General features: G+C 70.0%; 20 protein-coding genes. 17 read left to right on the top strand and 3 right to left on the bottom strand.

The window, feature by feature from the left end:
* Nucleotides 1–40 precede the first annotated feature (40 nt).
* The 16 genes from OQ02_RS09970 to OQ02_RS09890 all read left to right on the top strand — a co-directional run bounded on the left by OQ02_RS09970 (nucleotide 41) and on the right by OQ02_RS09890 (nucleotide 21,409).
* Nucleotides 41–2,257 carry an immunoglobulin-like domain-containing protein gene (locus OQ02_RS09970; RefSeq protein ID WP_033438063.1) on the top strand — a complete coding sequence of 739 codons (2,217 nt, stop codon included), beginning with the start codon at nucleotides 41–43 and terminating at the stop codon, nucleotides 2,255–2,257.
* Between the two features lie 245 nt (nucleotides 2,258–2,502).
* Nucleotides 2,503–3,489, top strand: coding sequence for a LacI family DNA-binding transcriptional regulator (locus OQ02_RS09965; protein WP_033438238.1), 987 nt, complete (start codon nucleotides 2,503–2,505; stop codon nucleotides 3,487–3,489).
* A 235-nt stretch (nucleotides 3,490–3,724) separates the two neighbouring features.
* Nucleotides 3,725–5,380, top strand: a complete 1,656-nt coding sequence (gene araB / locus OQ02_RS09960) for a ribulokinase (protein WP_033438062.1) — start codon at nucleotides 3,725–3,727, stop codon at nucleotides 5,378–5,380.
* Nucleotides 5,381–5,383: 3 nt separating this feature from the next.
* The gene (locus OQ02_RS09955; RefSeq protein WP_033438061.1) at nucleotides 5,384–6,037 is read left to right on the top strand and encodes an L-ribulose-5-phosphate 4-epimerase; all 654 of its coding nucleotides are present in this window, start codon (nucleotides 5,384–5,386) and stop codon (nucleotides 6,035–6,037) included.
* 20 nt (nucleotides 6,038–6,057) lie between these two features.
* Nucleotides 6,058–7,566, top strand: a complete 1,509-nt coding sequence (gene araA, locus OQ02_RS09950; protein ID WP_033438060.1) for an L-arabinose isomerase — start codon at nucleotides 6,058–6,060, stop codon at nucleotides 7,564–7,566.
* A gap of 40 nt (nucleotides 7,567–7,606) precedes the next feature.
* A complete protein-coding gene (gene chvE / locus OQ02_RS09945; RefSeq protein WP_033438059.1) occupies nucleotides 7,607–8,719 on the top strand; it encodes a multiple monosaccharide ABC transporter substrate-binding protein in 1,113 nt (370 codons plus the stop codon).
* Between the two features lie 7 nt (nucleotides 8,720–8,726).
* The gene (gene mmsA / locus OQ02_RS09940) at nucleotides 8,727–10,253 is read left to right on the top strand and encodes a multiple monosaccharide ABC transporter ATP-binding protein (protein ID WP_033438058.1); all 1,527 of its coding nucleotides are present in this window, start codon (nucleotides 8,727–8,729) and stop codon (nucleotides 10,251–10,253) included.
* Nucleotides 10,250–11,470, top strand: a complete 1,221-nt coding sequence (gene mmsB / locus OQ02_RS09935) for a multiple monosaccharide ABC transporter permease (RefSeq protein WP_033438057.1) — start codon at nucleotides 10,250–10,252, stop codon at nucleotides 11,468–11,470. The genes mmsA and mmsB overlap by 4 nt, the downstream gene beginning before the upstream one ends.
* 69 nt (nucleotides 11,471–11,539) lie before the next feature.
* Nucleotides 11,540–12,745, top strand: coding sequence for a C39 family peptidase (locus OQ02_RS09930; protein WP_081915503.1), 1,206 nt, complete (start codon nucleotides 11,540–11,542; stop codon nucleotides 12,743–12,745).
* A gap of 100 nt (nucleotides 12,746–12,845) precedes the next feature.
* Nucleotides 12,846–14,252: a glycosyl hydrolase gene (locus OQ02_RS09925; RefSeq protein ID WP_231499946.1), complete on the top strand. Its 1,407-nt coding sequence runs from the start codon at nucleotides 12,846–12,848 to the stop codon at nucleotides 14,250–14,252.
* A gap of 238 nt (nucleotides 14,253–14,490) precedes the next feature.
* The gene (locus OQ02_RS09920) at nucleotides 14,491–15,612 is read left to right on the top strand and encodes a hypothetical protein (protein ID WP_033438054.1); all 1,122 of its coding nucleotides are present in this window, start codon (nucleotides 14,491–14,493) and stop codon (nucleotides 15,610–15,612) included.
* A 50-nt stretch (nucleotides 15,613–15,662) separates the two neighbouring features.
* A complete protein-coding gene (locus OQ02_RS09915; RefSeq protein WP_231499945.1) occupies nucleotides 15,663–16,793 on the top strand; it encodes an ROK family transcriptional regulator in 1,131 nt (376 codons plus the stop codon).
* A 60-nt stretch (nucleotides 16,794–16,853) separates the two neighbouring features.
* Nucleotides 16,854–17,639, top strand: coding sequence for a DeoR/GlpR family DNA-binding transcription regulator (locus tag OQ02_RS09910; protein ID WP_033438053.1), 786 nt, complete (start codon nucleotides 16,854–16,856; stop codon nucleotides 17,637–17,639).
* 742 nt (nucleotides 17,640–18,381) lie between these two features.
* On the top strand, nucleotides 18,382–19,668 hold the full coding sequence (locus OQ02_RS09900) for an ABC transporter substrate-binding protein (protein ID WP_033438051.1): 1,287 nt from the start codon (nucleotides 18,382–18,384) through the stop codon (nucleotides 19,666–19,668).
* Nucleotides 19,665–20,597: a carbohydrate ABC transporter permease gene (locus OQ02_RS09895; protein WP_033438050.1), complete on the top strand. Its 933-nt coding sequence runs from the start codon at nucleotides 19,665–19,667 to the stop codon at nucleotides 20,595–20,597. The genes OQ02_RS09900 and OQ02_RS09895 overlap by 4 nt, the downstream gene beginning before the upstream one ends.
* The gene (locus OQ02_RS09890; protein ID WP_033438049.1) at nucleotides 20,594–21,409 is read left to right on the top strand and encodes a carbohydrate ABC transporter permease; all 816 of its coding nucleotides are present in this window, start codon (nucleotides 20,594–20,596) and stop codon (nucleotides 21,407–21,409) included. The genes OQ02_RS09895 and OQ02_RS09890 overlap by 4 nt, the downstream gene beginning before the upstream one ends.
* 67 nt (nucleotides 21,410–21,476) lie before the next feature.
* Here the strand turns inward: OQ02_RS09890 and OQ02_RS09885 are convergent, their stop codons facing one another.
* The 3 genes from OQ02_RS09885 to OQ02_RS09875 form a co-directional block, all read right to left on the bottom strand.
* Entirely contained in the window at nucleotides 21,477–22,889 is a 1,413-nt protein-coding gene (locus OQ02_RS09885; protein WP_231499944.1) for an MFS transporter, read from the bottom strand.
* A gap of 25 nt (nucleotides 22,890–22,914) precedes the next feature.
* Complete coding sequence (locus OQ02_RS09880) at nucleotides 22,915–23,913, bottom strand: sigma-70 family RNA polymerase sigma factor (RefSeq protein ID WP_033438235.1); 999 nt, start codon at nucleotides 23,911–23,913, stop codon at nucleotides 22,915–22,917.
* 363 nt (nucleotides 23,914–24,276) lie between these two features.
* A complete protein-coding gene (locus OQ02_RS09875; RefSeq protein ID WP_033438048.1) occupies nucleotides 24,277–25,140 on the bottom strand; it encodes a LysR family transcriptional regulator ArgP in 864 nt (287 codons plus the stop codon).
* Nucleotides 25,141–25,209: 69 nt separating this feature from the next.
* Between OQ02_RS09875 and OQ02_RS09870 the strand changes: the two genes are divergently transcribed.
* Nucleotides 25,210–25,794: a LysE/ArgO family amino acid transporter gene (locus OQ02_RS09870; RefSeq protein ID WP_033438047.1), complete on the top strand. Its 585-nt coding sequence runs from the start codon at nucleotides 25,210–25,212 to the stop codon at nucleotides 25,792–25,794.
* Nucleotides 25,795–25,889 lie beyond the last annotated feature (95 nt).

The raw sequence follows: 25,889 nt of genomic DNA, 5'->3' as shown, positions 1-25,889 counted from the left end.
GCGGTCTCGGGGCCGCGCGCAAGACGAGAGCGACTCCGACATGGTCACCCTTCGTCATCGCCCACGCACCTTCGTCGCGACCCTCGTCGCATCCCTGGCCGCGTCGCTCGTCGTGGCGACGCTGAGCGCGCCGTCCGCTTCCGCCGCAGATGGACTCGTCCTGCACTACCCCCTAACCGAAACCTCGGGAGCCGTCGCAGCGGACCACTCGGGCGGAGGTCGTAACGCAACCGTTATCGGTGACGCCACTCCCGGTGGATCCGAAGGGCTTCAACTCGGCGGCGTCAACGGCCACGTGAAGCTGCCGGACAGCGTGCTGCGCGATCTGGCCGACGTCACCGTCTCGCTCCAGGTGCGCATTTCGCCGGACCAGGCGACGCCCTACTTCATCTACGGCCTCGGTAATTCCTCGGGCACCGCCGGTAACGGCTACCTGTTCACCACGGGCAACGCCTACCGCTCTTCGATCGCCACCGGGAACTGGTCGACGGAGCAGACCGTGTCGGCCGGCCGGAATCTCGCCAGGGGAGTCTGGAAAACGCTTACCTACGCCCTCGGCGGCGGTACGGCCGTGTTGTACGAGGACGGCGTCGAAGTCGCCCGCAAGACCGGCGTCACCACCACCCCGGCGATGATCGGCGGCGGCACCACGACCGCCAACTACATCGGCCGCTCGGTCTACAGCGGCGACCGCCACCTCAAGGGCGCGGTCCGCGACTTCCGGCTCTACGACCGGGCTCTCACCGCCGCGGAGGCGCACGACCTCGGCTTCGTGCCCGTCGAGGAGAAGGCGCGCCGCGACCTGGCCGCCATCGACCTCGGCGACCTCTCCGCGGTCACCGCGAACCTGACCCCGCCGGCCACCGGGCCGTACGGCTCGACGATCACGTGGCAGTCGGACGACGAGGCGCACGTGAGCGCACAGGGCGTGGTCACCCGTCCCGCCGCGGGCTCCGCGCCGGCGACCGTGACGCTGACCGCCGGCGCCGCCGACCAGACCAGGACGTTCGAGGTGACCGTGCGACCGGAGCTGACCGACGTCGAGAAGGTCACCGAGGCCGCCGCCGCGCTGACGGTGTGGGACGCCGACGACATCCGCGGCAACCTCACCCTGCCCACCGAGGGCCTGCACGGCACGGACGTCTCGTGGAAGTCGACCAAGAAGAAGATCATCACCGAGACCGGCGAGGTGACCCGGCCCGAGCACGGCGCCGAGCCCGAGCGGCTGACCCTCACCGCGACCGTCCGCAGCGGCGAGGAGCAGACCAAGCGCCGCTTCCACGTCACGGTGGCGCCGAAGCCCGAGCAGCAGGCCTACGAGGGCTACCTGTTCGGCTACTTCACGGGTGAGGGCACGGCCACCGGCGAGCAGGTGTACTTCGCCGCGAGCCAGGGCAACGACGCGCTCAAGTGGGACGAGCTGAACAAGGGCAACCCGGTGCTCACGTCCACGCTCGGCGACAAGGGCGTGCGCGACCCGTTCATCATCCGGTCGCCGGAGGGCGACAAGTTCTACCTCATCGCCACCGACCTGAAGATGAACGGCAACGGCAACTGGGACCTGGTGCAGCGCAAGGGGAGCCGGTACGTCGAGGTGTGGGAGTCCACCGACCTGGTCAACTGGGGGCAGCAGCGCCACGTGCGGGTGTCACCGGAGACGGCCGGCAACACGTGGGCGCCCGAGGCGTACTACGACGAGTCGATCGGCGCCTACGTCGTCTTCTGGGCCTCGAAGCTCTACGCGGCGGACGACCCCGAGCACGCCGGCAACACCTACAACAAGATGCTGTACGCGACCACGCGCGACTTCCGGACGTTCAGCGAGCCGCAGGTCTGGGTCGACCCCGGCTACTCGGTCATCGACTCGACCGTGATCAAGCACGGTGACGAGTACTACCGGTTCACCAAGGACGAGCGGAACAACACGTCCACCACGCCGTGCAGCAAGTTCATCCTCGCCGAGAAGTCCACCGAGCTGCGCGACACGTCGTACGACTTCGTGGTCGACTGCATCGGCAAGGGCTCGATCCGCCAGGGCGAGGGTCCGACCGTGTTCAAGTCCAACACCGAGGACCGCTGGTACCTGTTCATCGACGAGTTCGGCGGGCGCGGCTACGTCCCGTTCGAGACCACGGACCTGGCGTCCGGCCAGTGGACCCTCGCCACCGACTACTCCCTGCCCAGCCGACCCCGGCACGGGACCGTTCTGCCCGTCACCAAGGCCGAACTCGACCGCGTCCGCGCGGCCTTCCCCTGATCGCCCGGACGGGGACACCCGGCCGGCGTGGCCCTCGGCGCACCGGGAACAGTGCGACTTTCCGGCTCTCTTGCCGAGTCGTGGCCGGTTCGGGACGGTCCCTGGTGGACAATGGTGAGAACGGCGCGATCACGGTGAACAGGCGCTGTTATCGCTAACATCTGTAGACGACGGCATGGACCAAGGCAGTGTTCGACCAGGGAGATGGGGCGGTAGTGGAGCACAAGACCTCGCGCGACCCCGCGATGACGGATGTCGCCCGGCTCGCGGGGGTCTCGCACCAGACGGTGTCGCGGGTGCTGAACGGGCACCCCAACGTCCGGGAGCAGACCCGACTGCGGGTGCGGGCGGCGATCGCCGAATTGGGCTACCGGCCCAACAAGGCGGCCCGCGCGCTGGTCACCGGCCGGTCCCAGCTGATCGGGGTGGTGGCGCAGAACTCGACGCTCTACGGTCCCGCGTCGCTGCTCGCCGCCTTCGAGACGGCGGCGGCCGAGGCCGGGTTCGCGGTGAGCGTCGGCCGGGTCAACGTGCTGGACCGCAACTCCATCTCCGACGCCGTCGAGCGGCACCGCGACCAGCGGGTCGCCGGAATAGTGGTCATCGCGCCGACCGCGTCGGCCAACGACGCCGTCGGTGCCGTGTCCGCGGGCATCCCGCTGGTCACGGTGGACGGCGACCCGGAGCGGTCGACCCCGCTGGTCACGGTGGACCAGGCGGCGGGCGCCTTCGCGGCGACCCGGCACTTGCTCGACGCCGGCCACCGCACGGTGTGGCACGTGTCGGGTCCGTCCGACTGGTTCGACAGCCTCGGTCGCATAAGGGGTTGGCGGTCGGCGCTGGAGACCGCGGGCATGGAGGTGCCGCCGGTCGTGCCCGCGGACTGGAGCGCGTCCTCCGGCTACCGCGCGGGCCAGATGCTGGCCCGGATGCCGGAGGTCACCGCGATCTTCGCGGCGAACGACCACCTGGCGCTCGGCATCCTGCGCGCGATGAGCGAGCGTGGCCGCCGGGTGCCGCACGACGTGAGCATCGTCGGGTTCGACGACGTGCCGGAGGCGGCGTACTTCATCCCGCCGCTGACGACCATCAGGCCGGATTTCCACGCCGTCGCCAAGGAAACGCTGGAGCTGCTGCTGGCCCAGGTCGGCGACGGCGACGTCGGCGCGCCGCAGCGGACCGTCGCGCCCGCGCTGGTGCAGCGGGACAGCGTGGCCCCGCCGACGGAGTGAGTCCGCCGGGTTCGTAGTGTTGCGCCGTCCGTCGTCGGGCGGCGCAACATTTTCGTTGTGGGTCGGCGCCCGGCAACCCCCCGCACCGGCGCGATCACGCCTACCCTGGACCCGGGGCGCAGCCGTCGCCCAGCCGTCCGGTGAACATCGCGTTTTGTGCACGCTCACCAGGCTCTTTGCAGCACGTTGCGGGCAGGGCTTGACGCGGTGAATGTTAGCGATAACACTCCTTCTCATGGCGAGCGATCCATTGGTGGTGGGTGTCGACTACGGCACCCTGTCCGGTCGTGCGGTGGTCGTGCGGGTGCGCGATGGCCTCGAACTGGGCACGGCGGTGCACGACTACCGGCACGGTGTGCTGGACCGGGCGCTGCCCGACGGCCGTCCGCTGCCGCCCGACTGGGCGTTGCAGGTGCCCCAGGACTACGTGGACGTGCTGCGCCACGCGGTGCCGGCCGCCCTCGCCGACGCGGGGGTCGACCCGGCCGACGTGATCGGCATCGGCACCGACTTCACCGCGTGCACGATGGTCCCGGTCAAGGCGGACGGCACGCCGCTCAACGAGCTGCCGGAGTTCGCGGACAACCCGCACGCGTACGTGAAGCTGTGGAAGCACCACGCGGCCCAGCCGCAGGCGGACCGGATCAACCACCTAGCCTCCCAGCGCGGCGAGAGCTGGCTGCCCCGCTACGGCGGACTGATCTCCTCGGAGTGGGAGTTCGCCAAGGGCCTCCAGCTGCTCGAGGAGGCACCCGAGGTCTACGCGGCGATGGACCACTGGGTCGAGGCCGCCGACTGGATCGTCTGGCAGCTCGCCGGCGCCTACGTGCGCAACGCCTGCACCGCCGGCTACAAGGGCATCTACCAGGACGGCTACCCGTCCACCGACTTCCTCCAGGCGCTCAACCCCGACTTCGGCGGGTTCGTCGCCGACAAGCTCGACCACCCGCTGGGTCAGCTGGGTGACCGGGCCGGCGGTCTCACCGAGCAGGCCGCCGAGTGGACCGGCCTCAAGCCGGGCATCGCGGTGGCCGTGGGCAACGTCGACGCGCACGTGACCGCGCCCGCCGCGCGCGCCGTGGAACCCGGCCAGATGGTCGCGATCATGGGCACCTCGACGTGCCACGTGATGAACGCCGACGTCCTGGCCGACGTGCCCGGCATGTGCGGCGTGGTGGACGGCGGCATCGTCCCCGGCCTGTGGGGCTACGAGTCCGGCCAGAGCGGCGTCGGCGACATCTTCGCCTGGTTCGTCGAGCACAACGTGCCGGCCGAGTACCACGAGCAGGCCAAGGCGCGCGGCCTCTCCGTGCACGAGCTGCTGACCGAGCTGGCCGCGCAGCAGCGCATCGGCGAGCACGGCCTGATCGCGCTGGACTGGCACAGCGGCAACCGCTCGGTGCTGGTGGACCACGAGCTGTCCGGCGTGGTGGTGGGGCAGACGCTGGCCACCCGCGCCGAGGACACCTACCGGGCTCTGCTGGAGGCCACGGCCTACGGCACCCGCGTGATCGTGGACTCCTACACCGACGCGGGCATCCCGGTGACCGAGCTGGTGATCGCGGGCGGCCTGCTGCGCAACCCGCTGCTGATGCAGATCTACGCCGACGTGACGAACCTGCCGCTGTCGGTGATCGGCTCCGAGCAGGGGCCCGCGCTCGGCTCCGCGATGCACGCCGCCGTCGCCGCGAAGGCCTACGAGGACATCCACGCCGCCGCCAAGGCGATGGGCTCGGTCAAGCGGGGCGTCTACCTGCCGATCCCGGACAACGTCGTGGCGTACGAGCGGATGTTCGTGGAGTACCAGGAGCTGCACGACTACTTCGGCCGCGGCGCCAACGAGGTCATGCACCGGTTGAAGGCGCGCCGCCGAGCCGCGAAGGGGGAGTAGCACATGTCCGCTGTTTCGGAGCTGCGTCGCACGGTCGCCGACCTGCACCGCGAGCTGACCCGCTACGAGCTGGTGATCTGGACCGCGGGCAACGTCTCGGCCCGCGTGCCCGGCCAGGACCTGATGGTCATCAAGCCGTCCGGGGTGTCCTACGACGAGTTGACCCCCGAGGCGATGGTCGTCACCGACCTGCACGGCAACCTGGTGGAGGGCGACTACTCGCCGTCCTCGGACACCGCCGCGCACGCCTACGTGTACCGGCACATGCCCGAGGTGAACGGCGTGGTGCACACGCACTCGCCCTACGCGACGGCGTGGGCCGCGCGCGGCGAGCCGATCCCGTGCGTGCTGACCATGATCGCCGACGAGTTCGGCGGTGACATCCCGGTGGGCCCGTTCGCGCTCATCGGCGACGACTCGATCGGCCGCGGCATCGTGGAGACCCTGCGCTCCAGCCGTTCACCGGCCGTGCTGATGCGCAACCACGGCCCGTTCACGGTCGGCAAGGACGCCCGTGCGGCGGTGAAGGCCGCGGTGATGGTGGAGGACGTGGCGCGCACCGTCCACTTCGCACACCAGCTCGGGAAGCCGGACCCGATCGAGCAGCACCACGTCGACAGCCTTTACGCGCGTTACCAGAACGTCTACGGGCAATGAGCCCACGAGGGGAGCCCCGCATGTCCTCTGCTGGGAAGCCGCAAGTCTGGTTCCTCACCGGGAGCCAGCACCTCTACGGCCCGGACACGCTAGAGCAGGTCGCCCGGCAATCGCAGCAGATCCAGCGGATGCTCACCGAGTCGGGGAGGATCACCGCGGAAATCGTCTGGCAGCCGGTGCTGACCGACACCGCGGCCATCCGCACCGTGATGCTGGCGGCGAACGCCGACCCGTCGTGCGTCGGCGTGATCGCGTGGATGCACACGTTCTCGCCCGCCAAGATGTGGATCACCGGGCTGGACGCGCTGCGCAAGCCGCTGCTGCACCTGCACACGCAGCTGAACGAGGCGCTGCCGTGGTCGACCATCGACATGGACTTCATGAACCTGAACCAGGCCGCGCACGGCGACCGCGAGTTCGGGTTCATCCAGACCAGGATCGGCGTGCACCGCAAGACGGTGGCGGGTCACGCGAGCGACCCGGTGCTGGCCGAGCGGATCGACGGCTGGGTGCGGGCCGCCACCGGCTACAGCCACCTGAACGGGATGAAGCTGGCCCGGTTCGGTGACAACATGCGCGGTGTCGCCGTGACCGAGGGCGACAAGGTCGAGGCCGAGCTGCGCTTCGGCGTCTCGGTGAACACCTACGGCGTGAACGACCTGGTCGAGCTCGTGGACGCGGTGCCGGACGACGAGATCGACCTGCTCGTCGCCGACTACGCCGACGCCTACCGGCTCGCGCCCGAGCTGCACCGCGGCGCGGAGCGGCACGAGTCGCTGCGCTACGCGGCGCGCATCGAGGCCGGCCTGCGGCGGTTCCTCACCGAAGGCGGCTTCGGCGCGTTCACCACGAACTTCGAGGACCTGGGCGGGTTGCGCCAGCTGCCCGGCCTCGCCGTGCAGCGCCTGATGGGCGACGGCTACGGGTTCGGCGGTGAGGGCGACTGGAAGACCTCCGCGCTGCTGGCCGCGGTGAAGGCGATGGGCACCGGCACGGGCCGGGGCACCTCGTTCATGGAGGACTACACCTACCACTTCGGCCCCGGCGAGCCGAAGATCCTGGGCGCGCACATGCTGGAGGTCTGCCCGTCCATCGCGGCCGACCGACCGTCGTGCGAGATCCACGCGCTGGGCATCGGCGGCCGGGAGGACCCGGTCCGGCTGGTGTTCGACGCGGCGGCGGGTCCGGCCGTGGTCGTCGGCCTGGCCGACCTGGGCGAGCGGTTCCGGTTGGTGGCCAACGAGGTCGAGGTCGTGCCGCCGGACGAGCCGCTGCCGAACCTGCCGGTGGCCCGCGCGGTGTGGAAGCCGGCGCCGTCGCTGTCCACGTCCGCCGAGTCGTGGCTGACGGCGGGCGGCCCGCACCACACCGTGATGACGCAGGCCGTCGGCGCGGAGGTGCTGCGCGACTTCGCGAACATGGTGAACACCGAGCTGGTGGTCATCGACCAGGACACGACCACCGCGTCGTTCAGCGACCGCCTGCGCTGGAACCAGGCGTACTTCCGGCTCGCGCAGGGTCTCCGCTAGTCCCGCGCCAGTCACCGCCACACCCGAGGAGAAAGAAACAATGAAGTTTCCACGGTTCGCCGCCGCCACCGTGGCGGCAGCGCTCACGTTGACCGCCTGCGGCTCGGCGGAGAAGACCGTCGACCAGCAGACCGGGTCGACCGAGGGCGCGCTCGTCGGCGTGACCATGCCGACGCGGTCGTCCGAGCGCTGGATCCACGACGGCGACAACATCAAGAAGGCGTTGGAGGAGAAGGGCTACAAGGTCGACCTCCAGTACGCCGAGAACGACATCCCGACGCAGGCCAACCAGATCGAGAACCAGATCACCAAGGGCGCGAAGCTTCTGATCGTGGCCTCGATCGACGGCACCGCGATCACGTCGCAGCTCCAGCAGGCGGAAGACGCGAAGATCCCGGTCATCGCCTACGACCGCCTCCTGCGCAACACGGACAGCGTCGACTACTACGCCACGTTCGACAACTTCAAGGTCGGCGTGCAGCAGGCGACGTCGCTGCTGACGGGCCTCGGCGTGCTCAAGGCCGACGGCACCCCCGGTGACGCGAAGGGCCCGCTGAACATCGAGCTGTTCGCCGGCTCGCCGGACGACAACAACGCCACGTTCTTCTTCAACGGCGCGATGTCGGTGCTCCAGCCCCACATCGACAAGGGCACGCTGGTGGTCAAGAGCGGCCAGGTCGACTTCAAGACGGTCGCCATCCTGCGCTGGGACCCGGCCACGGCCCAGAAGCGGATGGAGGACCTGCTCACCTCCACCTACGGCGGTGCCCAGGTGAACGGCGTGCTGTCGCCGTACGACGGCCTGTCCATCGGCATCCTGTCCGCGCTCAAGAGCAGCGGCTACGGCACCGCGGGCAACCCGTACCCGACCGTCACCGGTCAGGACGCCGAGGTCGCCTCGGTCAAGTCGATCATCGGCAACGAGCAGTACTCGACCATCCACAAGGACACCCGCGAGCTGGCGGCGGTCACCGTGAAGATGGCGGACGCGGTGCTCAAGGGTGGCAAGCCCGAGGTCAACAACGAGAAGGACTACGACAACGGCAAGAAGGTCGTGCCGTCCTTCCTGCTGGAGCCGGTCATCGTGGACAAGACCAACTACCAGAAGGTGCTCGTGGACAGCGGCTACTACACCGCGGACCAGTTGAGGTAGTTGGAACATGTCCGACGACATCCTGGTGATGCGCGGCATCACCAAGCGGTTCGCCGGGGTCACCGCGCTGCACGACGTATCGCTCGCCGTGCGGCGCGGTGAGATCCACGCGATCTGCGGTGAGAACGGCGCGGGCAAGTCCACGCTGATGAAGGTGCTCTCCGGCGTGCACCCGGACGGGTCGTACGAGGGCGAGATCGTCTTCGAGGGCGAGCCCTGCTCGTTCGGCGGCGTCCGCGACAGCGAGCGGCGCGGCATCGTGATCATCCACCAGGAGCTGGCGCTGTGCGGCCAGCTGTCCATCGCCGAGAACCTGTACCTCGGCAACGAGCGGGCCAAGCGCGGGTTCATCGACTGGAACCGCACGAACCACGCGGCGGCGGCACTGCTCGCCCGCGTGGGCCTGCGGGAGAACCCCACGGAGCCCGTGCACGACCTCGGTGTGGGCAAGCAGCAGCTGGTGGAGATCGCCAAGGCCCTGGCCAAGGAGGTCAAGCTGCTGATCCTGGACGAGCCGACCGCGGCGTTGAACGACGACGACTCCGCGCACCTGCTCGACCTGCTGGACGGCCTGCGCGACGAGGGCATCACCTCGGTGATCATCTCGCACAAGCTCAACGAGGTGACCCGGATCGCGGACAGCATCACGATCCTGCGCGACGGCCGCACCATCGAGACGCTGCCCGCGGCGGACGTCACCGAGGAGCGGATCATCTCGGGCATGGTCGGCCGCGACCTGGAGCACCGCTTCCCGCCTCGGACGCCGAAGGTGGGGGAGGAGGTGCTGCGGATCGAGGACTGGACCGTGCACAGCCCGTCCCAGCCGGACCGGGTGGTGGTCGACAACGCCACGCTGTCGCTGCGGCGCGGTGAGATCGTCGGTCTCGCGGGCCTCATGGGCGCCGGCCGCACGGAACTCGCGATGAGCGTGTTCGGCCGCTCGTACGGCGTCGGCGTGTCCGGCCGCGTGGTCAAGGACGGCCGCGAGATCGACACCCGCACCGTCCGCAAGGCCATCGAGCACGGCTTGGCGTACGTGAGCGAGGACCGCAAGCGGTACGGGCTGAACCTCATCGACGACGTGAAGCGGAACGTGTCGGCGGCGGGGCTCGTCAAGCTCTCCCGGCGCGGCTGGGTGAACGAGAACGAGGAGTTCTCGGTCGCCGAGCGGTTCCGGCGCTCGATGAACATCAAGACGCCCGACGTCGGCACGCCCACCTCGTCGCTGTCCGGCGGCAACCAGCAGAAGGTCGTGCTGGCCAAGTGGATGTTCACCGACCCGGACGTGCTCATCCTCGACGAGCCGACGCGCGGTATCGACGTCGGCGCGAAGTACGAGATCTACTCGATCATCAACGAGCTGGCCGACCAGGGCCGCGCGGTGCTGGTCATCTCCTCGGAGCTGCCGGAGCTGCTCGGCCTGTGCGACCGGGTGTACGCGCTGTCCGAGGGCCGGATCACCGGTGAGCTGGACCGCGCCGACGCCACCCAGGAACGCCTGATGCACCACATGACCCAGGGACAGACCTCATGAGCACTGAACTGGCACCGGCGCCCGTGGCGAAGTCCGCCGCATCGCAGCGCCGGTTCTCGATCAACCTGCGACAGTCCGGCATCTACATGGCGTTCGCGCTGATCGTGGTGCTCTTCACCGTGCTGACGGACGGTGCTCTGCTGACACCGCAGAACATCTCCAACATCATCGTGCAGAACTCGTACGTGCTGATCCTGGCCATCGGCATGATCCTGGTGATCATCAACGGGCACATCGACCTGTCCGTCGGGTCGGTGGTGGCGCTGACCGGCGCGATCTGCGCGGTGCTGACCGTGCAGATGGGCCTGCCGTGGCCGCTGGCGGTGGTGATCACGCTGCTCGCGGGCGCGGTGATCGGCGCGGCGCAGGGCTACTGGGTGGCGTTCTTCGGCATCCCGGCGTTCATCGTGACGCTGGCGGGCATGCTGGTGTTCCGGGCGCTGACCCTGACCGTGCTGGGCAACCAGGGCATCGGGCCGTTCCCGGACCAGATCCGCACGCTGGCCAACGGCTTCACCGAGGGCTACCTCGGCAACGTCGGCCTCGGCCCGCTGGGCGGCGCGGACCTGCTGAGCCTGCTGGTCGGTGTCGCGGTGGTGGCCGGGTTCGCGTTCACGCAGTGGCGCAAGCGCAAGGCGCGGCTGAGCTACCGGCAGGTCGTCGACCCGTTCCCGATCTTCGTGGCGAAGATCGCGCTGGCGGCGGCCGTGGTGCTGGCCGTGGTCGTGCAGCTGGCCCGGTTCCGCAACCTGCCGTGGGTGCTCGTGCTGCTGGCGGTGCTGGCGCTGGGCTACTCGGTGATGGCGAACAAGTCGGTGTTCGGCCGGCACATCTACGCCATCGGCGGCAACCTCCAGGCGGCCACGCTGTCCGGCGTGAAGGTCAAGCAGGTCACGTTCTGGGTGTTCGTGAACATGGGCGTGCTGGCCGCGCTGGCGGGCGTGATCTTCGCCGGCCGGCTCAACCAGGCCGGTCCGACGGCGGGCACCGCGTTCGAGCTCGACGCGATCGCGGCGGCGTTCATCGGCGGCGCGGCGGTGCAGGGCGGCGTGGGCAAGGTGGTCGGCGCGATCACCGGCGGCCTGATCATGGGCGTGATCAACAACGGCATGTCGCTGATCGGCGCGCCCAGCGAACAGGTGATGCTCGTGAAGGGCCTGGTCCTGCTGGCCGCGGTCGCCTACGACGTGTGGACCAAGCGTCGTGGCCGCGCGTGACCACCCGGTCGGCTGATTACACCCTGTTGGACTTTTACAAGAGAACCGGATAACGCGACAATTTCCGACATGACTCTTCGGGGTGTGTCGGTGGTGTCCGCAGTGCTCGCCCTCGGTCTCGCCGCGGCACCGCCCGCGGTGGCCGAGGGCGCGCGCGTCGACTACCGGGAATGGCGGGCCGCGCAGCTCGTCCAGGGTGAGCACGAGGGCACCGCGCTGGTGCCCGGTGGGCTGGTCGTCCGCCGGCCGGTCGGCGTGCTGGAGCACGAGGGCAAGAGCTACGACTACGCGCGGTGGACGTCGCCGCGCCGGGTCACCGGGTTCGACGCCACCCAGGCCGTCGCCTCGTGGAACGCCGACACCCCCGCCGGCACCTGGTTGCAGGTCGAGCTGCGCGGCGACGGCACCCGCTGGTACGTGATGGGCCGCTGGGCGTTCGGCGACCAGGACGTCAAGCGGACCACCGTCTCCGGCCAGGGCGACGAGCACGGTTCGGTCGACGTCGACACGTTCGTCGCCGGGCAGCAGCCGCTGCGCGCGTACCAGCTCCGGGTCACGCTCTACCGGCAGACCGGCACGCGGACGTCGCCGCTGCTCCGGATGGCGGGCGCGATGGCCTCCGCGGTCCCGGACCGCTTCACGGTTCCCCCGAGCACGCCGGGCGTCGCGAGTGGCGTCGAGCTGGCGGTGCCGCGCTACTCCCAGAACGTGCACGAGGGCCACTACCCCGAGTACGACGGCGGCGGTGAGGCGTGGTGCAGCCCGACGTCGACTGAGATGGTCGTCGAGTACTACGGGCGCGGGCCGACCGCCGACGACCTGGCCTGGGTCGACCCGGGCCACGCGGACCGCGCCGTGGACCACGCCGCCCGGCACACGTACGACTACGACTACCGGGGCGCGGGCAACTGGCCGTTCAACACGGCGTACGCGGCGAGCTTCGGTCTGCGCGGCCACATCACGCGCCTGCGCTCACTGTCCGAACTGGAGGGTTACATCGCGCGCGGCGTCCCGGTGATCACCTCCCAGTCGTTCCGGGCGGACGAGCTGGACGGCGCGGGCTACGGCACGGCCGGCCACATCATGGTCGTCATCGGGTTCACCGAGGACGGCGACGTGATCGCCAACGACCCGGCGTCGTCCTCCAACGCGGCGGTGCGGCGGGTCTACGACCGGACCCAGTTCGAGAACATCTGGCTGCGGACGAAGCGGTACCGGGCGGACGGCTCCGTCGCGGGCGGCTCCGGCGGCATCGCGTACATCATCACCCGCTAGGCGGGTACGCCATTGACTTTGTTTCATCGTGGACTTAACAATGTGGTGCGGCTCGGCACGAGCCTCTCCGCCACCGTCTGCGATGATCAAAGGAGATCGGATGCGCGCACTTCGTCGCGTGGGCAGAGCCATGCTCGCCCTCGCGTTGGCCGTTCCCGCGTCGGCCCTGGTCGGCACACCCGCCCACGCCGCACCGGCCCCGCTCGTCGGGGTCGCCTCGAACCGCTGCCTCGACGTGGCCGGCGGGACCAACGCCAACGGCGCACTGGTGGACATCTGGGACTGCAACGGCCAGTCGAACCAGGGCTGGGAGTTCACCGCCGCCGGTGAGCTGCGGGTTTTCAACGGCGGCCGGTGCCTCGACGTGCCGAACGCCTCCACCACGCCCGGCGTCCGGTTGGCGATCTGGGACTGCAACGGCGGGGCGAACCAGAAGTTCCGGCTGAACTCGAACGGCAGCATCACCGCGACCCAGTCGGGCCTCTGCCTGGACGTGCACAACCAGGCCACCGCCAACGGCACCGCGGTCACCCTGTGGAACTGCAACGGGCAGGCCAACCAGCAGTGGCGCGCGGGCACGAACCCCGGCCCCGGCCCGGCGTGCTCGGTGAACCCGGTCAACCCGAACGCCACCGCCCAGGCCCGCAAGCTGCTCTGCTACGTCTACTCGCAGTACGGCAACCACATCCTGTCCGGCCAGCAGGAGTCGACCTGGATCGGCGGGCCGGACTACGAGATCGACTACATCCGGAACAACACCGGCAAGTACCCGGCGATCCGGGCGCTGGACTACGGCGACTCCAAGGACTACGCCTCGCGCGCCATCGCGTGGTGGAACGCCGGCGGCATCCCGATGGTCGGCTACCACATGGGCGCGCCGACCAAGCCGGACACGTACGAGGGCACGCAGATGGCGGTGTCCATCAACGCGGTGCTGACCCCCGGCACGGCCGAGTACAACTCGTTCATCCAGCGGCTCGACGGCGCGGCGGCCTCGTTGCAGCAGCTGGAGAACGCGGGCGCGGCGGTCATCTGGCGGCCGTTCCACGAGGCCGGCGGCACGTGGTTCTGGTGGAGCAAGGAAGGCGGGTCGCAGTACAACCGGCTGTGGCGCTTCATGTACAGCTACTTCACCACCACCAAGGGCCTGGACAACCTCGTGTGGCTGCACGGCTACAACGGCCAACCGCAGGCGTCGTTCTACCCGGGCAAGCAGTACGTCGACATCGGCGGCGCGGACACCTACGCGGGTGACGGCAACTACGACCCGCAGAACGCGATGTACAACGCCGTGCGGAACATCGTCGGGACCACCGTGCCGATCGCGCTGCACGAGAACGGCCCCATCCCGGACCCGGACCGGTTGATCTCCACCGCCACGCGCTGGGTGCTGTTCGGCACCTGGCACGGCAACCACCTGACCGTCAGCAACTCGGTCGGCCACCTCCAGAAGGTCTACAACCACAGCTACGTCGTCACGCGCGACGAGCTGCCCAACCTGAAGTAGCCCGCGAATCTGTACCGGTCAAGGGCCTTCCTCACCCGGGTGAGACGGGCACTTGACGGGACGTTCCGGCGTCGGTTTCACTACAACCCGTTCTGGGACCGCTCCCAGAACCGACTCGGACGGCGGCCCACCACGTCCCCCGGTGGGCCGCCGCCGCTCTTCCCCTCTGCCGTCGAGAACCCTAGGATCGCCTACGCCGCCGCAGGAAAGCGCTTACCAACACTTGGGAGAACACCCCATGAAAGCACTCCTCGCCGTGTCAGCGTTGACAGCGGCGCTCCTCCAGGTGGCCGCGCCGGAGGCGCAGGCGGCCTGCGGCGACGGCTCGTACCAGGCCGAGGTGACCGGGTCCGGCACCAGCTTCACCGCCCGCCGCGGCGGCAGCACGGTCTACGGCGGCAGCAGCCTGCGCGCCGCGATGCAGGCGGCCAACGACAGCCTCACCGCCAACCGCACCTACAAGGAGCGGATCGTCGTCCGGGCGTCCGGCTCCATCCCCGCGGGCGAGCGGTACTCGATGCGCAGCTACACCACGATCGACCTGTGCGGCACCATCAACGTCACCGGCACCGGCTCGGGCGACTACGCCCCGGTCTACGCGCGCGGCGTCCGCGACATCGAGGTCCAGAACCTCACCCTCACCGGCACCCCGCTGTACGGCATCTTCATGCGCAACGTCACCAACGTGGTGATCGGCAACGTGAACATGCGCCTGTCCAGGGGCTTGGGCGTCCGCATCGACAACCGCGGCGACACCAGCCAGTGGAGCCGCAACATCCGCCTCGACTACGCGTACGTGCAGGGCGCAAGCTCGCACGCCGTGGAGACCTACGGCGTGGACGGCCTCACCATCGGCACCGTGGTGGCCCGCGGCGTCGGCGAGTCCGGCCTGCTGCTCAACCAGACGATCAACGCCACCGTCGGCACCGTCGACGCCGAGAACGCGGGCACCGGCACCGGCTACGCCGCGTTCCGCACCGCCAACCGCAACGGCCGGATCGGCAGCAGCTACCCGATCAACGTCCGGGTCGGCACGGTCAAGGCGCGCGGCGGCGGTCGCGGCATCTTCTGCGTCTCGGAGAGCGGCGGCCTCCAGATCGACCGGATCGACATCGCGCAGACCGGCAGCAACTCGATCCTGATCGAGAACTGCTACAACGTGAACATCGCCGCGCAGGGCGGCAGCGTCACCGGCCCGGGTGACATCCGGCTGGCGGCGCGGACCGAGTTCCCGGTCACCCGGGACATCCTCGTCCAGAACCTGACCGTCACGAACTCGGCCATCACCGAGAGCCCGTGCGGCACCAACACCACGTTCCGCAACAACACGCTCGTGAACAGCAGGCAGTCCATCTGCTAGCCGCCCGCTCTCGGTGATCCGGCCGGGACGGGGCGGGGTATCTTCGGGCGGTGCCCTCGGGAACCGACGCTCGCACCACCCCGTCCTGGCCGGACCTGCCCGAGGTCGCGCGGGACGTGCTGCTGGAGGTCCTGATCCACGGCGCCATGCCGAGGGCCGAGATCGCCGCGCGGCTGCACCTGTCCCGCCCCACCCTCACCAGGCTGACCCGCACCTTGGTGCAGCACGGGCTGCTGGTCGAGGGCGGCACGGAACTCCGGTCGTCCACCGGCAGGCCGTCGGAGATGCTGCACGTGCGCGGCGAGGCGCACCGCTTCCTGGGCGTGAAGCTGACCGCGGACCGGCTGTTCGCCGCGGTCACCGACCTCACCGCGACCGTGGTCGAGACCACCGACGAGCCGTTGCGCTCCACCGATCCGGCCGACGTGGTCGCCCAGATCGCCGACGTCGCGGCAGCTTTCCGGGACGTCACCGCGATCGGCGTGACGCTCGGCGGCATCGTGCGCGACGGAGTCGTGGTGGAGGCGGAGTTCCTGCACTGGACCGACGTGCCGCTGCGCGAGCGGGTGGTCGCGGCGACCGGCGTGCCGACCGCCGTCGACAACGACGTGCAGGCGCTGACCTCCGCCGAGCACTGGTTCGGCGCGGGCGCGGGCCTGACGTCGATGGTGCTGATCACGGTCGGCGCGGGCGTCGGCTGCGGGCTGGTCGTCGGCGGCAGGCTGGTGGAGGGCGCGCACGGGCTGCCGCCCCGGATCGCCCACATCCTGGTCGACCCGAGCGGGCCGGTGTGCGGCTACGGCCACCGCGGCTGCGCGTCGAGCTACCTGATGACGCACGTGATCCTGCGCGAGCTGGGCGAGCCGACCTACGAGGAGGCGGTGGACCGGGCACTGGCCGGCGATCCCGACGCCAAGCGGGTGTTCGACGACGCGGGCTACGCGCTCGGCGTGCTCATCGGCACCGTCGCGAACCTCGTCGACCCGCAGAAGGTGCTGCTCACCGGCGACGGCCTGCCGCTGTACGAGGTGTCGGCCGAACGGGTGGCGGACGGCATCCGGGCCAGCTACGAGGCGGACACCTCGCTGGTCGACCTCGACGTGCGGCAGTGGGATTTCCGCGAGTGGGCGCGCTCCGGCGCCGCGCTGGCCATCCGGACCACGTTGACGGGCGTCATCTGAAGCGGTTCCGTTCGCACCGGGGCATCTGTAGTGTGCGTTCACTTCGGGGGAGGTGGCGCGGTGAAGCGGTACGAGCGGCTGAACCTGCTGTTGGAGCTGCTGGCCGATCGGGGCCGGGTCGAGGTGGACGACATCGCGGTCGAGCTGGACGTCTCCGGTGCGACCGTCCGCCGGGACCTCGACCACCTGGCCCGTCAGCAGTTGCTCACCCGGACGCGGGGTGGCGCGGTGGCGCACTCCGTCGCCTACGGTCTCCCGCTGCGGTACAAGACCGTCCTGCGCGCGGGGGAGAAGCAGCGCATCGGCCGTGCGGCGGCCGGTCAGGTGAACCGGGGCGCGGTGATCGGCATCAACGGCGGCACGACCACCACCGAGGTGGCGCGGGCGTTGATGACGAGCCCGGACGTCGGCGGCGCGACCGGTGACGGGCTGATCACCGTCGTCACCAACGCGTTGAACATCGCCAACGAACTCGCGGTGCGGCCACAGGTGAAGCTCGTCGTGACGGGTGGCGTGGCCCGGCCGCAGTCCTACGAGCTGACGAGCCCGCTGGCCGGCAGGATCCTCAGCGGGCTGAGCCTCGACGTGACGTTCCTCGGCGTGGACGGCATCGACCCCGACACGGGCGCCTACGCGCACCACGAGGGCGCGGCGGACGTCGACCGGATGCTCGCCGAACGCGCCCAGCGCGTCGTGGTGGTCGCGGACTCGTCGAAGATCGGCACCAGGGCGTTCGCCGAGGTCTGCCCGATCACCCGCGTGCACACCCTCGTGACCGACACCGACGTCGCCGAGGAGGACGTGCGCCGGTTCCGCGAACGCGGCGTCGACGTCATCCGGGTGTGACCGCACCGGCCAGGACACACCTCCGTTGCGGTCCGATCACGTAGCGCGTCCCACTCCTTGACACGGTCGTGTGGCGCGCGACACAGTGGCCGCCGCTTTCGAACGGTCGAACGGCAGTCGAGTGAGCATCCGGGCGCGCTCCGTCACCAGTCTCCGGCAGGGGGAACAGGCCCATGGCACGTCCCGACCCCCTCGTCCACCTCTGCGCGGCGGTGCCTGTCACCGCTCGGTTACCCTCCGGTACGGTCTGGGCCGCAGTCGAATCGCGCGCGTCGGAAGGGTCGGTGTGACGAGCCAGAACCTCGACCGGACGCGGCGCCGGAACACCGCCCGCACCGCCCTGGACCTGCCCTCGGACCGCTCGACACCCGCCACCGCCGGCGCCGTCGAAGCGGGCGCCGCGGCGCTGCGGGTGCTTCAGAACACCGAAGTCCCACCCGACGTGGTGATCGCGGAGACGTACCCCCTTGCTGTAGGTGTGCTCCGTGAAGCGCGCCGCCAAGGGCTTCGGCCCCGGACGGACGTCGCGGTGACGGGTTCGACGACTCGCCGCCGGCTTCCGTTGTGGACGGTGGCCTCACCTCGGTGCGGCACCCCGTCGAGAGGTGCGCCCGAACCGCGGCGGACCTGCTGGACAGCGCGAACGGCGATCGGGGTGTCGACCTGCCGGTTGAGGTCATCAGCCGTGGCAGCGCCCCGATCCGCTTGACAGAGCACGATGTGAATTGATGGGAGTTCGGTGATGGGCGTACGGACAACGGCGTTGCGGGCGACTGCGGCGCTGGGGGTGGCAGTTCTCCTCGCCTCGTGTGGCAGTGGTGGGAACGACGGCGGCGAGCAGCCCAGCGGTGCGCTCGAAGGCCGGGGCGAGGTCACCTTCGCCACCGGCAAGGACACGTCCGGCAACATGCAGAAGCTCGTCGACGAGTGGAACTCCAAGCACGCGGACGAGCAGGTCCGGATCATCGAACTGCCCGAGTCCGCCGACGCCCAGCGTCAGCAGATGGTGCAGAACGCGCAGGTCAAGTCGGACGCGTACACGATCCTCAACCTCGACGTGGTGTGGACCGCGGAGTTCGCGGCCAACCGCTGGGTGGTCGAGCTGCCCAAGGACCAGTTCGAACTGGACAAGTTCCTGGAGCCCGCGGTGAAGACCGCGGAGTACCGGGACAAGCTCTACGCGGCGCCGGTGTTCTCCGACGGCGGCCTGCTGTACTACCGCAAGGACCTGCTCGACGCGGCGGGCGTGCAGGCGCCCAAGACGTGGGCCGACCTCGTCGCCGCCTGCAAGACCGTGAAGGCGGCCCAGCCCGCGATCGGCTGCTACGCCGGTCAGTTCGAGAAGTACGAGGGCCTGACCGTCAACTTCGACGAGGCCGTGCACTCCGCCGGCGGTGACGTCGTCGACGCGTCCGGCAAGCCCGTGGTGAACACGCCCGAGGCGAAGGCCGGGCTCGACGCCCTGGTCGCCGGCTTCAAGGAAGGCGTGATCCCGGAGAAGGCCATCACGTACAAGGAGGAGGAAGGCCGCCGCGCGTTCCAGGCGGGCGAGCTGCTGTTCCACCGCCAGTGGCCCTACCAGTGGAACCTGGCCGGCAAGACCGACGGCTCGTCGCAGGTCGCGGGCAAGTTCGACGTCGCGCCGCTGCCCGGCATCAAGGGCACCGGCAGCTCCACCCTCGGCGGCCACAACTTCGCCATCTCCGCTTTCGGCAAGAACAAGGCCACCGCGCTGGACTTCATGAAGTTCTACACCAGCGAGGCCGCGCAGCGCTCCAACCTGCTGGCCACCTCGCAGGCGCCGACGCTGGCGAGCCTGTACGACGACGCCGAGCTGATCAAGCAGTTCCCGTACCTGCCGACGCTGAAGAAGTCGATCCTCTCGGCCAAGCCGCGCCCGCAGGCCGTCCGCTACGGCGACGTCACCCAGGCCATCCAGGAAGCCGCCTACGCCGCGCTGACCGGTGAGAAGACCAGCGACGTGGCGCTGAAGGACCTGCAGGCCAAGTTGGAAGAGCTTCTGAAGTGACGGCGGTCGCCCGCCGCGCCCGGGGTGCGACCTCGGGCGCGGGGCGACTCGCCGCGGCGCTGCTGTCACCGACGTTCGTGGTGCTCGGCCTCGTGGTCGGGTACCCGTTGGTGGCGGCGCTGCGCGAGTCGGTGTTCCGCGAGGGCACGGACCTCGACGAGAGCGGTTTCGTCGTGGAGGGCTCGCAGTTCGTCGGCATCGACAACTACGCCTCGATCTTCGCCGGTGAGGCGGCGAGCCGGTTCTGGAACGCCTTCGGCAACACCACGGTGTTCACCGTCATCACGGTCACGCTGGAGGTGTTGATCGGCGTCGGCATGGCCCTGGTCATGCACCACGCGATCCGCTGGCGCGGCGTGGTCCGGGCCAGCATCCTGGTGCCGTGGGCGGTGCCGACGGCGGTGTCCGCGCTGCTGTGGCGCTGGATCTTCCAGGCCGACGGCGTGGCCAACTCGATCATCGGCCAGCAGATCCTGTGGACGACCGAGGGCTGGCACGCCAAGCTGGCGGTGATCCTGGCGGACGTGTGGAAGACCGCGCCGTTCGTCGGCCTGCTGGTGCTGGCCGGCCTCCAGATCATCCCGACCGACGTCTACGAGGCGGCCCGGGTGGACGGCGCGTCGCCGTGGAAGCAGTTCTGGCGGATCACGCTGCCGCTGGTGAAGCCCGCGCTGCTGGTCGCCGTGCTGTTCCGGGTGCTCGACGCGCTGCGGATGTTCGACCTGCCGTTCGTGCTCATCGGCAACCGCAAGGAATCGGTGGAGACGCTGTCCATGGTCGCCTTCGACGAGGCGTCGAGCCTCCGGTTCGGACCGGCCGCGGCGTACGCGACGGTGCTGTTCGTCTACGTCGTGGTCGTCGCGTTCGTGTTCGTGCGGCTGCTGGGCGCGGACGTGATCGGCGAGGCTCGGGAAAGGTCGCGGAAATGAGGGGCGCGCTGAGGTTCGCCGGGCTGGGGTTGATCCTGGTCTACTGCCTGGCGCCGTTCTACTGGATGGCGGTGTCGGCGTTCCGCCGTCCCTCCGACCAGTTCGCGGTCACGCCGCTGCCGTCGCCGTTCTCGCTGGACAACCTGACGGCGGTGTTCGCGCCCGAGGTCGGGTTCGGCCGGTCGCTGCTCAACAGCCTGGTCGTCGCGGGTGTCACGACGGTGCTGACGCTGATCATCGGCGTGTCGGCGGCGTACGCGTTGGCACGGCTGAACTTCCGGTTCAAGAACGCGGTCGCGGCGCTGATCATCGCGACGTCGATGTTCCCCGGCATCTCGCTGCTGGTGCCGCTGCTGGCGCTGTTCACCGACATCGGGTGGATCAACACCTACCAGTCGATGATCGTGCCCAGCCTGTCGTTCGCGCTGCCGCTGGCGGTGTGGAACCTGACCGCGTTCTTCCGGCAGATGCCGGCGGAGCTGGAGCAGGCGGCGATGGTCGACGGCTGCACCCGCGGCCAGGCGTTCCGCAAGGTCATCCTGCCGCTGGCCGCGCCGGGTGTCTTCACCACCGCGATCATCACGTTCATCGCGGCGTGGAACGAGTTCATCATCGCCCTGTCGATGGTCAACGACAGCAAGATGCAGACCGCTACCGTGGCGATCTCCCGGTTCACCGGGGCGTACGGTTTCGACCAGCCGTTCGGCACGCAGATGGCCGCGGGCGTGATCGTGACCGTGCCGCTGGTCATCCTGGTGCTGGTGTTCCAGCGGCGGATTATCGCGGGCCTGACCGCAGGCGGAGTGAAGTAGGCGCCTCGCGGTGTCAACGGCCGGTCGTCACGTGATGGGAGAGCCGTGACGACCGGCCATTTTAACGTCAACCCGCGGCGACCGCGCTCGCCCGCGGCGCCGGTCGCCCGGCTGGCATGCCCAACGCGACGAGCACGCCGGTGAACGCGAACGCGGAGACCACGCCCATCCCGGCCGCGAACCCGTCGCTGAACTCCTCGGCCGACGAGTAGCCGCCGGCAGCCGCGAACACCGCGACCGTGACCGCGATCCCGAACACCCCGCCGAAGATCCGCAGCATCATGAACGCGCCGGACGCCTGGCCGATCTCCCGCGGTTCCACCGAGCCGACCACCGCCTTCTGCGCCGCCGGCATGGCCATGGTCAGCCCGACGCTGCCGACGACGAGCGCGGGCAGCAGTTCGAGGTAGCCCGTGTCGGTGTCGGCGATCACGGCGATCCAGCCCATGCCGATGGCCTGGAGCAGCAGCCCGCCGACCACGAACGTGCGCTCGCCGTACTTGTCGACCAACCGCCCGGCGATGGGCGCGCACACCATCAGCGTCGCGGTCCACGGCATCAGCATCAGCCCGGCGACGAGCGGCCCTTCGCCGAGCACGGTCTGGAAGTACTGCGCGAGGAAGAACATCGTGCCGTACAGCGAGGCGAAGACGAGGAAGTTCGCCGGGTTGGCCGTGGCGAACGCCCGTTTCCGGAAGAACCGCATCGGCAGCATCGGCGCCTCCGTGCGTCGTTCCCAGAGCACGAACGCGATGACCAGCGCGAGACCGAGGACCAGCGCGCCGACCACTTCGGCGCTCATCCAGCGGGCCACGTTGCCGCGCACCAGGCCCCAGACGATGCCGAACGCGCCCGAGGTCACCAGCACCACGCCGACCAGGTCGAGCCGGTTGTTCGGGCCGACGCTCTCGTCGACCCGCCGGGCCGTGAGCGCGATCGTGGCCAGGCCGACCGGCAGGTTCAGCCAGAAGATCCACTGCCAGGCCAGCCCTTCGGCGATGACGCCGCCGATGAACGGGCCGCTGAACGTGGCCAGCCCGGTCAGGCCCAGGTAGAGCCCCATCGCCTTGCCCCGCTGCTGCGGCGGGAACGCCGCGCTGATCAGCGTGAGCGACAGCGGCAGCACCATCGCGGCGCCGGCGCCCTGCAAGGCCCGTGCCGCGATCAGGGCGCCGATGCCCGGGGACAGCGCGCAGGCCACCGAGGCGACGGTGAACACCGCCAGCCCGGCGACGAACACCCGTCGCCGGCCGAACCGGTCACCCAGTGCCGCTCCGGTCAGCAGCAGCACCGCGAACGTCAGGTTGTAGGCGTTGACGGTCCACTCGAGTTCTTCGAGCGACGCGGTGAGATCCCGCCGGATCGTGGTCAACGCCGTCGACACGACGAGGCTGTCCAGTGCCATCATGAACGACGCCAGGGAAGCGAGCCCCAACACCCATGCCTGTTCGGACGTCATCCGCCTGCGGTCGGTGTCCACCGTTCCTCCTTGTGGTTCTGGTCTTCTAGACGCGGAGCGACCGTGGTAGCCCGAACACGGTCAGCAGGGAGTTGTCCACGAAGCGGGTCAGCGCGGTGATCCGGTCGCCGGTCAGGGTCAGCACCAACACGCCGTGCGCGTGCAGGATCGGGTTCCGCGGGTCGCGCAGGTAGCAGCCGAACGCCGGTTGGCCGTTGGCCCGGGTCGGGACCAGCACGTGCCGGCCGCTGTCGCGCAGCGCGACCTCGGCCAGGAAGTGCCGGATGTCGTCCAGCCCTTGGTACACCAGGGGCATGGGCGGCATGGTCAGCCAGGCGTCGTCGGTCAGCATCGACACGATCGCGTCGACGTCACCGGCTTCGAACGCGCGGACGAAGTCGTCCACGACCCGGCGTTCCTGCGGCGAGTTCGGCAGCGGAGCGCTCTCCCGGACCGGCAGCTCGTGGGCCAGTGCGCTCCGGGCCCGGCTCAGCGCGCTCGTCACCGCGTTCTCGGTCGTGTCGAGGATGCCCGCGACCTCGGCGGCCCGGAACCCCAGCACGTCCCGCAGCACCAGCACGGCCCGTTGCCGCGGCGGGAGTTGTTGCAGCGCGGCCAGGAACGCCAGCGAGACCGACTCCCTGACCTCGTAGCGGGCCTCCGGTCCGGGCAGGTGGTCGACGATGCCGTCGAGCAGCACGTCGGGGTACGGCTCCAGCCAGCTCGGTCCGGCCTGGCGGTGCGACGGCTCGGGCAACGGGACCTCCGACCGGTAGGCCGCGTGCTCGTGCGGTCGGCGCGAGCCGGCGCGCAGCGCGTTCAGACAGCGGTTGGTCGCGATCCGGTAGAGCCAGGTCCGCACCGACGAGCGCTCCTCGAAGTCGCCGATACCGCTCCAGGCGGCCAGCAGCGTCTCCTGGACCAGGTCTTCGGCGTCCTGGACGGAGCCGAGGATGCGGTAGCAGTGCACTTGGAGCTCACGGCGGTACGGCTCGACCAGCCCGCGGAACGCCTCGCCGTCGCCCGCCCGTGCCGACGCCACCAGGTCCGGCGACGTGCGCGGTGTGCCCGGTCCTGGTGTGCCCGGTCCCGGTGTCGGCGGGATGCCTCGCACGGCGGCTCCTTCCCATCCTTGTGGTCCTCACAAGAAGATGGACACCGCCGGAGCCGGAAAGTGGTCGTCCTCCCGCCGTCGAGTTGCGAGGAGTGGCGTGGGTCACCCGAGCGGGGCCGGGGAGTTCGCTCCCGGGACGAGGACGGTCGGGGCTGCTACTCCTACGGCCTCGGCAACTGGCACGTCGTATCGCTGAACTCCGACATCGACATGACGGCGGGCTCGGCGCAGGAGCAGTGGCTGCGCGCGGTGGTGATGGTCGAGCGGCCGGCGGGTGATCGACCGGCGAACCGCTCAGCGCAGCTCGGCCGCCGCCGCGCGGAAGACGGCGTCCGCGACGCGGGCCAGCGGAGGCGAGTCGAGCTTCCACTGCTGCCAGTGCAGCAGCACGTCCACCGGCTGCTCCGGTGCGAGGTGGACGAGCCTGGGGTGCGCGGCGATCTGGTGCTCGGTGAGCAGCGCCCAGCCCGCGCCGGCGACCACGGCGTCCTCGAACACGTGCCCGTCCGGCAGGTGGTGGCGGCGGTGCGCCGACGCGTCGCGGCCGGTCACCTCGCGGCAGAACCGGTCCTGGAGGTCGTCCTTCTCGTCGAACACGATCACCGGCGCGTCGTGCAGCGGCCGGCCCCCGGACATCCAGCGCCGCTCGAACCGCTTGGAGGCCACGGCGTGGTAGCGGATGCTCCCGAGTGGACGGACGACGCAGCCCTGCACCGGCTGCGGCGACGACGTCACCGCAGCCACCACCAGGCCCTGGCGCAGCAGCTCGGCGGTGTGGTCCTGGTCGTCCCGCCGCACGGACAGCACCAGGCCTTCGTCGGCGGCCAGTTCCTTGACCACGCGGCGGAACCAGGTGGCCAACGAGTCGGCGTTGACCGCGATCGGGATCGGCGTCGGGTCCTCGATCAGGCCCAACGCCTCCCGCGCGTCCCGGTCCAGCAGCGCCTGCTGCCGCCCGTACCGCGCGATCACGGCGCCCGAGTCGGTCAGCTTCGCTGGCTTCGAGCGCACCAGCAGGACGCGGCCGGTGCGCTGCTCCAGCAGCTTGATGCGCTGGCTCACGGCCGAGGGGGTGACGTGCAGCGCCTTGGCGGCGGCGTCGAACGTGCCTTCGTCCACGACGGCCAGCAGGGTGCGCACGCACTCGGGATCGAGCATCACGGTTGCTAATGATACTTCAGGAACCGTAGCTGGCCTTATCACCGGACCGTTCGTACGGTCGGTGGCGTGACGTACGCACTGCTCGCCGGGCTGGGCACCGGACTGTCCCTCATCGTCGTGATCGGCGCCCAGAACGCCTTGGTGCTGCGCCAGGGGGTGTTGCGGCAGCAGGTGCCGGCGGTCGTGGCGATCTGCGCCGGGTCGGACGCGCTGCTCATCGCCCTGGGCGTCGGCGGTGTGGGTGCCGCGCTCACCTCCTGGCCGGTCGCGTTGACGGTGGTCCGGTGGGTCGGCGCGGCGTTCCTCGTCGGCTACGGGGTGCTGGCCGCACGGCGCGTGCTCCGGCCGGCAGCGTTGGAGCTCGGCGGCGCCGCGTCCGCCGCGATCGTCACGTGCCTGGCGCTGACCTGGCTCAACCCGCACGTGTACCTGGACACCGTGCTGCTGCTCGGCACCGCGTCCACCGGTTTCGGCGGCGACCGGTGGTGGTTCGCGGTCGGCGCGATGTCGGGCAGCGTGCTGTGGTTCACCGCGCTCGGGTTCGGCGCGCGGTGGCTGTCCGGCACGTTCACCAAGCCCTCGGCGTGGCGGGTGCTGGACGCGGCGGTCGCCGTGGTCGTCACGGCAACCGGCATCTCGCTCGTCCTCTAGATGAGTAAGTCCAAGGGCTCGTTAGTGGTCGTAGGCGGTCAGTGATCGCTTGACGGGCTGGTCGGTGTGGTCGTTGTGCCAGATGGCGGCGGTCA

The sequence above is a fragment of the Saccharothrix sp. NRRL B-16314 genome (genome assembly GCF_000716595.1).
Taxonomy (GTDB): domain Bacteria; phylum Actinomycetota; class Actinomycetes; order Mycobacteriales; family Pseudonocardiaceae; genus Actinosynnema.
Note: the sequence above shows the minus strand (reverse complement) of the source record. Positions and strands in the feature narration are given on the sequence as shown.

What these genes read in the sequence shown, in the direction of transcription:
- OQ02_RS09970 (WP_033438063.1), top strand. Translation starts at nt 41, where the DNA reads ATGGTCACCCTTCGTCATCGCCCACGCACCTTCGTCGCGACCCTCGTC.
- OQ02_RS09965 (WP_033438238.1), top strand. Translation starts at nt 2,503, where the DNA reads ATGACGGATGTCGCCCGGCTCGCGGGGGTCTCGCACCAGACGGTGTCG.
- araB (WP_033438062.1), top strand. Translation starts at nt 3,725, where the DNA reads ATGGCGAGCGATCCATTGGTGGTGGGTGTCGACTACGGCACCCTGTCC.
- OQ02_RS09955 (WP_033438061.1), top strand. Translation starts at nt 5,384, where the DNA reads ATGTCCGCTGTTTCGGAGCTGCGTCGCACGGTCGCCGACCTGCACCGC.
- araA (WP_033438060.1), top strand. Translation starts at nt 6,058, where the DNA reads ATGTCCTCTGCTGGGAAGCCGCAAGTCTGGTTCCTCACCGGGAGCCAG.
- chvE (WP_033438059.1), top strand. Translation starts at nt 7,607, where the DNA reads ATGAAGTTTCCACGGTTCGCCGCCGCCACCGTGGCGGCAGCGCTCACG.
- mmsA (WP_033438058.1), top strand. Translation starts at nt 8,727, where the DNA reads ATGTCCGACGACATCCTGGTGATGCGCGGCATCACCAAGCGGTTCGCC.
- mmsB (WP_033438057.1), top strand. Translation starts at nt 10,250, where the DNA reads ATGAGCACTGAACTGGCACCGGCGCCCGTGGCGAAGTCCGCCGCATCG.
- OQ02_RS09930 (WP_081915503.1), top strand. Translation starts at nt 11,540, where the DNA reads ATGACTCTTCGGGGTGTGTCGGTGGTGTCCGCAGTGCTCGCCCTCGGT.
- OQ02_RS09925 (WP_231499946.1), top strand. Translation starts at nt 12,846, where the DNA reads ATGCGCGCACTTCGTCGCGTGGGCAGAGCCATGCTCGCCCTCGCGTTG.
- OQ02_RS09920 (WP_033438054.1), top strand. Translation starts at nt 14,491, where the DNA reads ATGAAAGCACTCCTCGCCGTGTCAGCGTTGACAGCGGCGCTCCTCCAG.
- OQ02_RS09900 (WP_033438051.1), top strand. Translation starts at nt 18,382, where the DNA reads ATGGGCGTACGGACAACGGCGTTGCGGGCGACTGCGGCGCTGGGGGTG.
- OQ02_RS09890 (WP_033438049.1), top strand. Translation starts at nt 20,594, where the DNA reads ATGAGGGGCGCGCTGAGGTTCGCCGGGCTGGGGTTGATCCTGGTCTAC.
- OQ02_RS09875 (WP_033438048.1), bottom strand. Translation starts at nt 25,140, where the DNA reads ATGCTCGATCCCGAGTGCGTGCGCACCCTGCTGGCCGTCGTGGACGAA.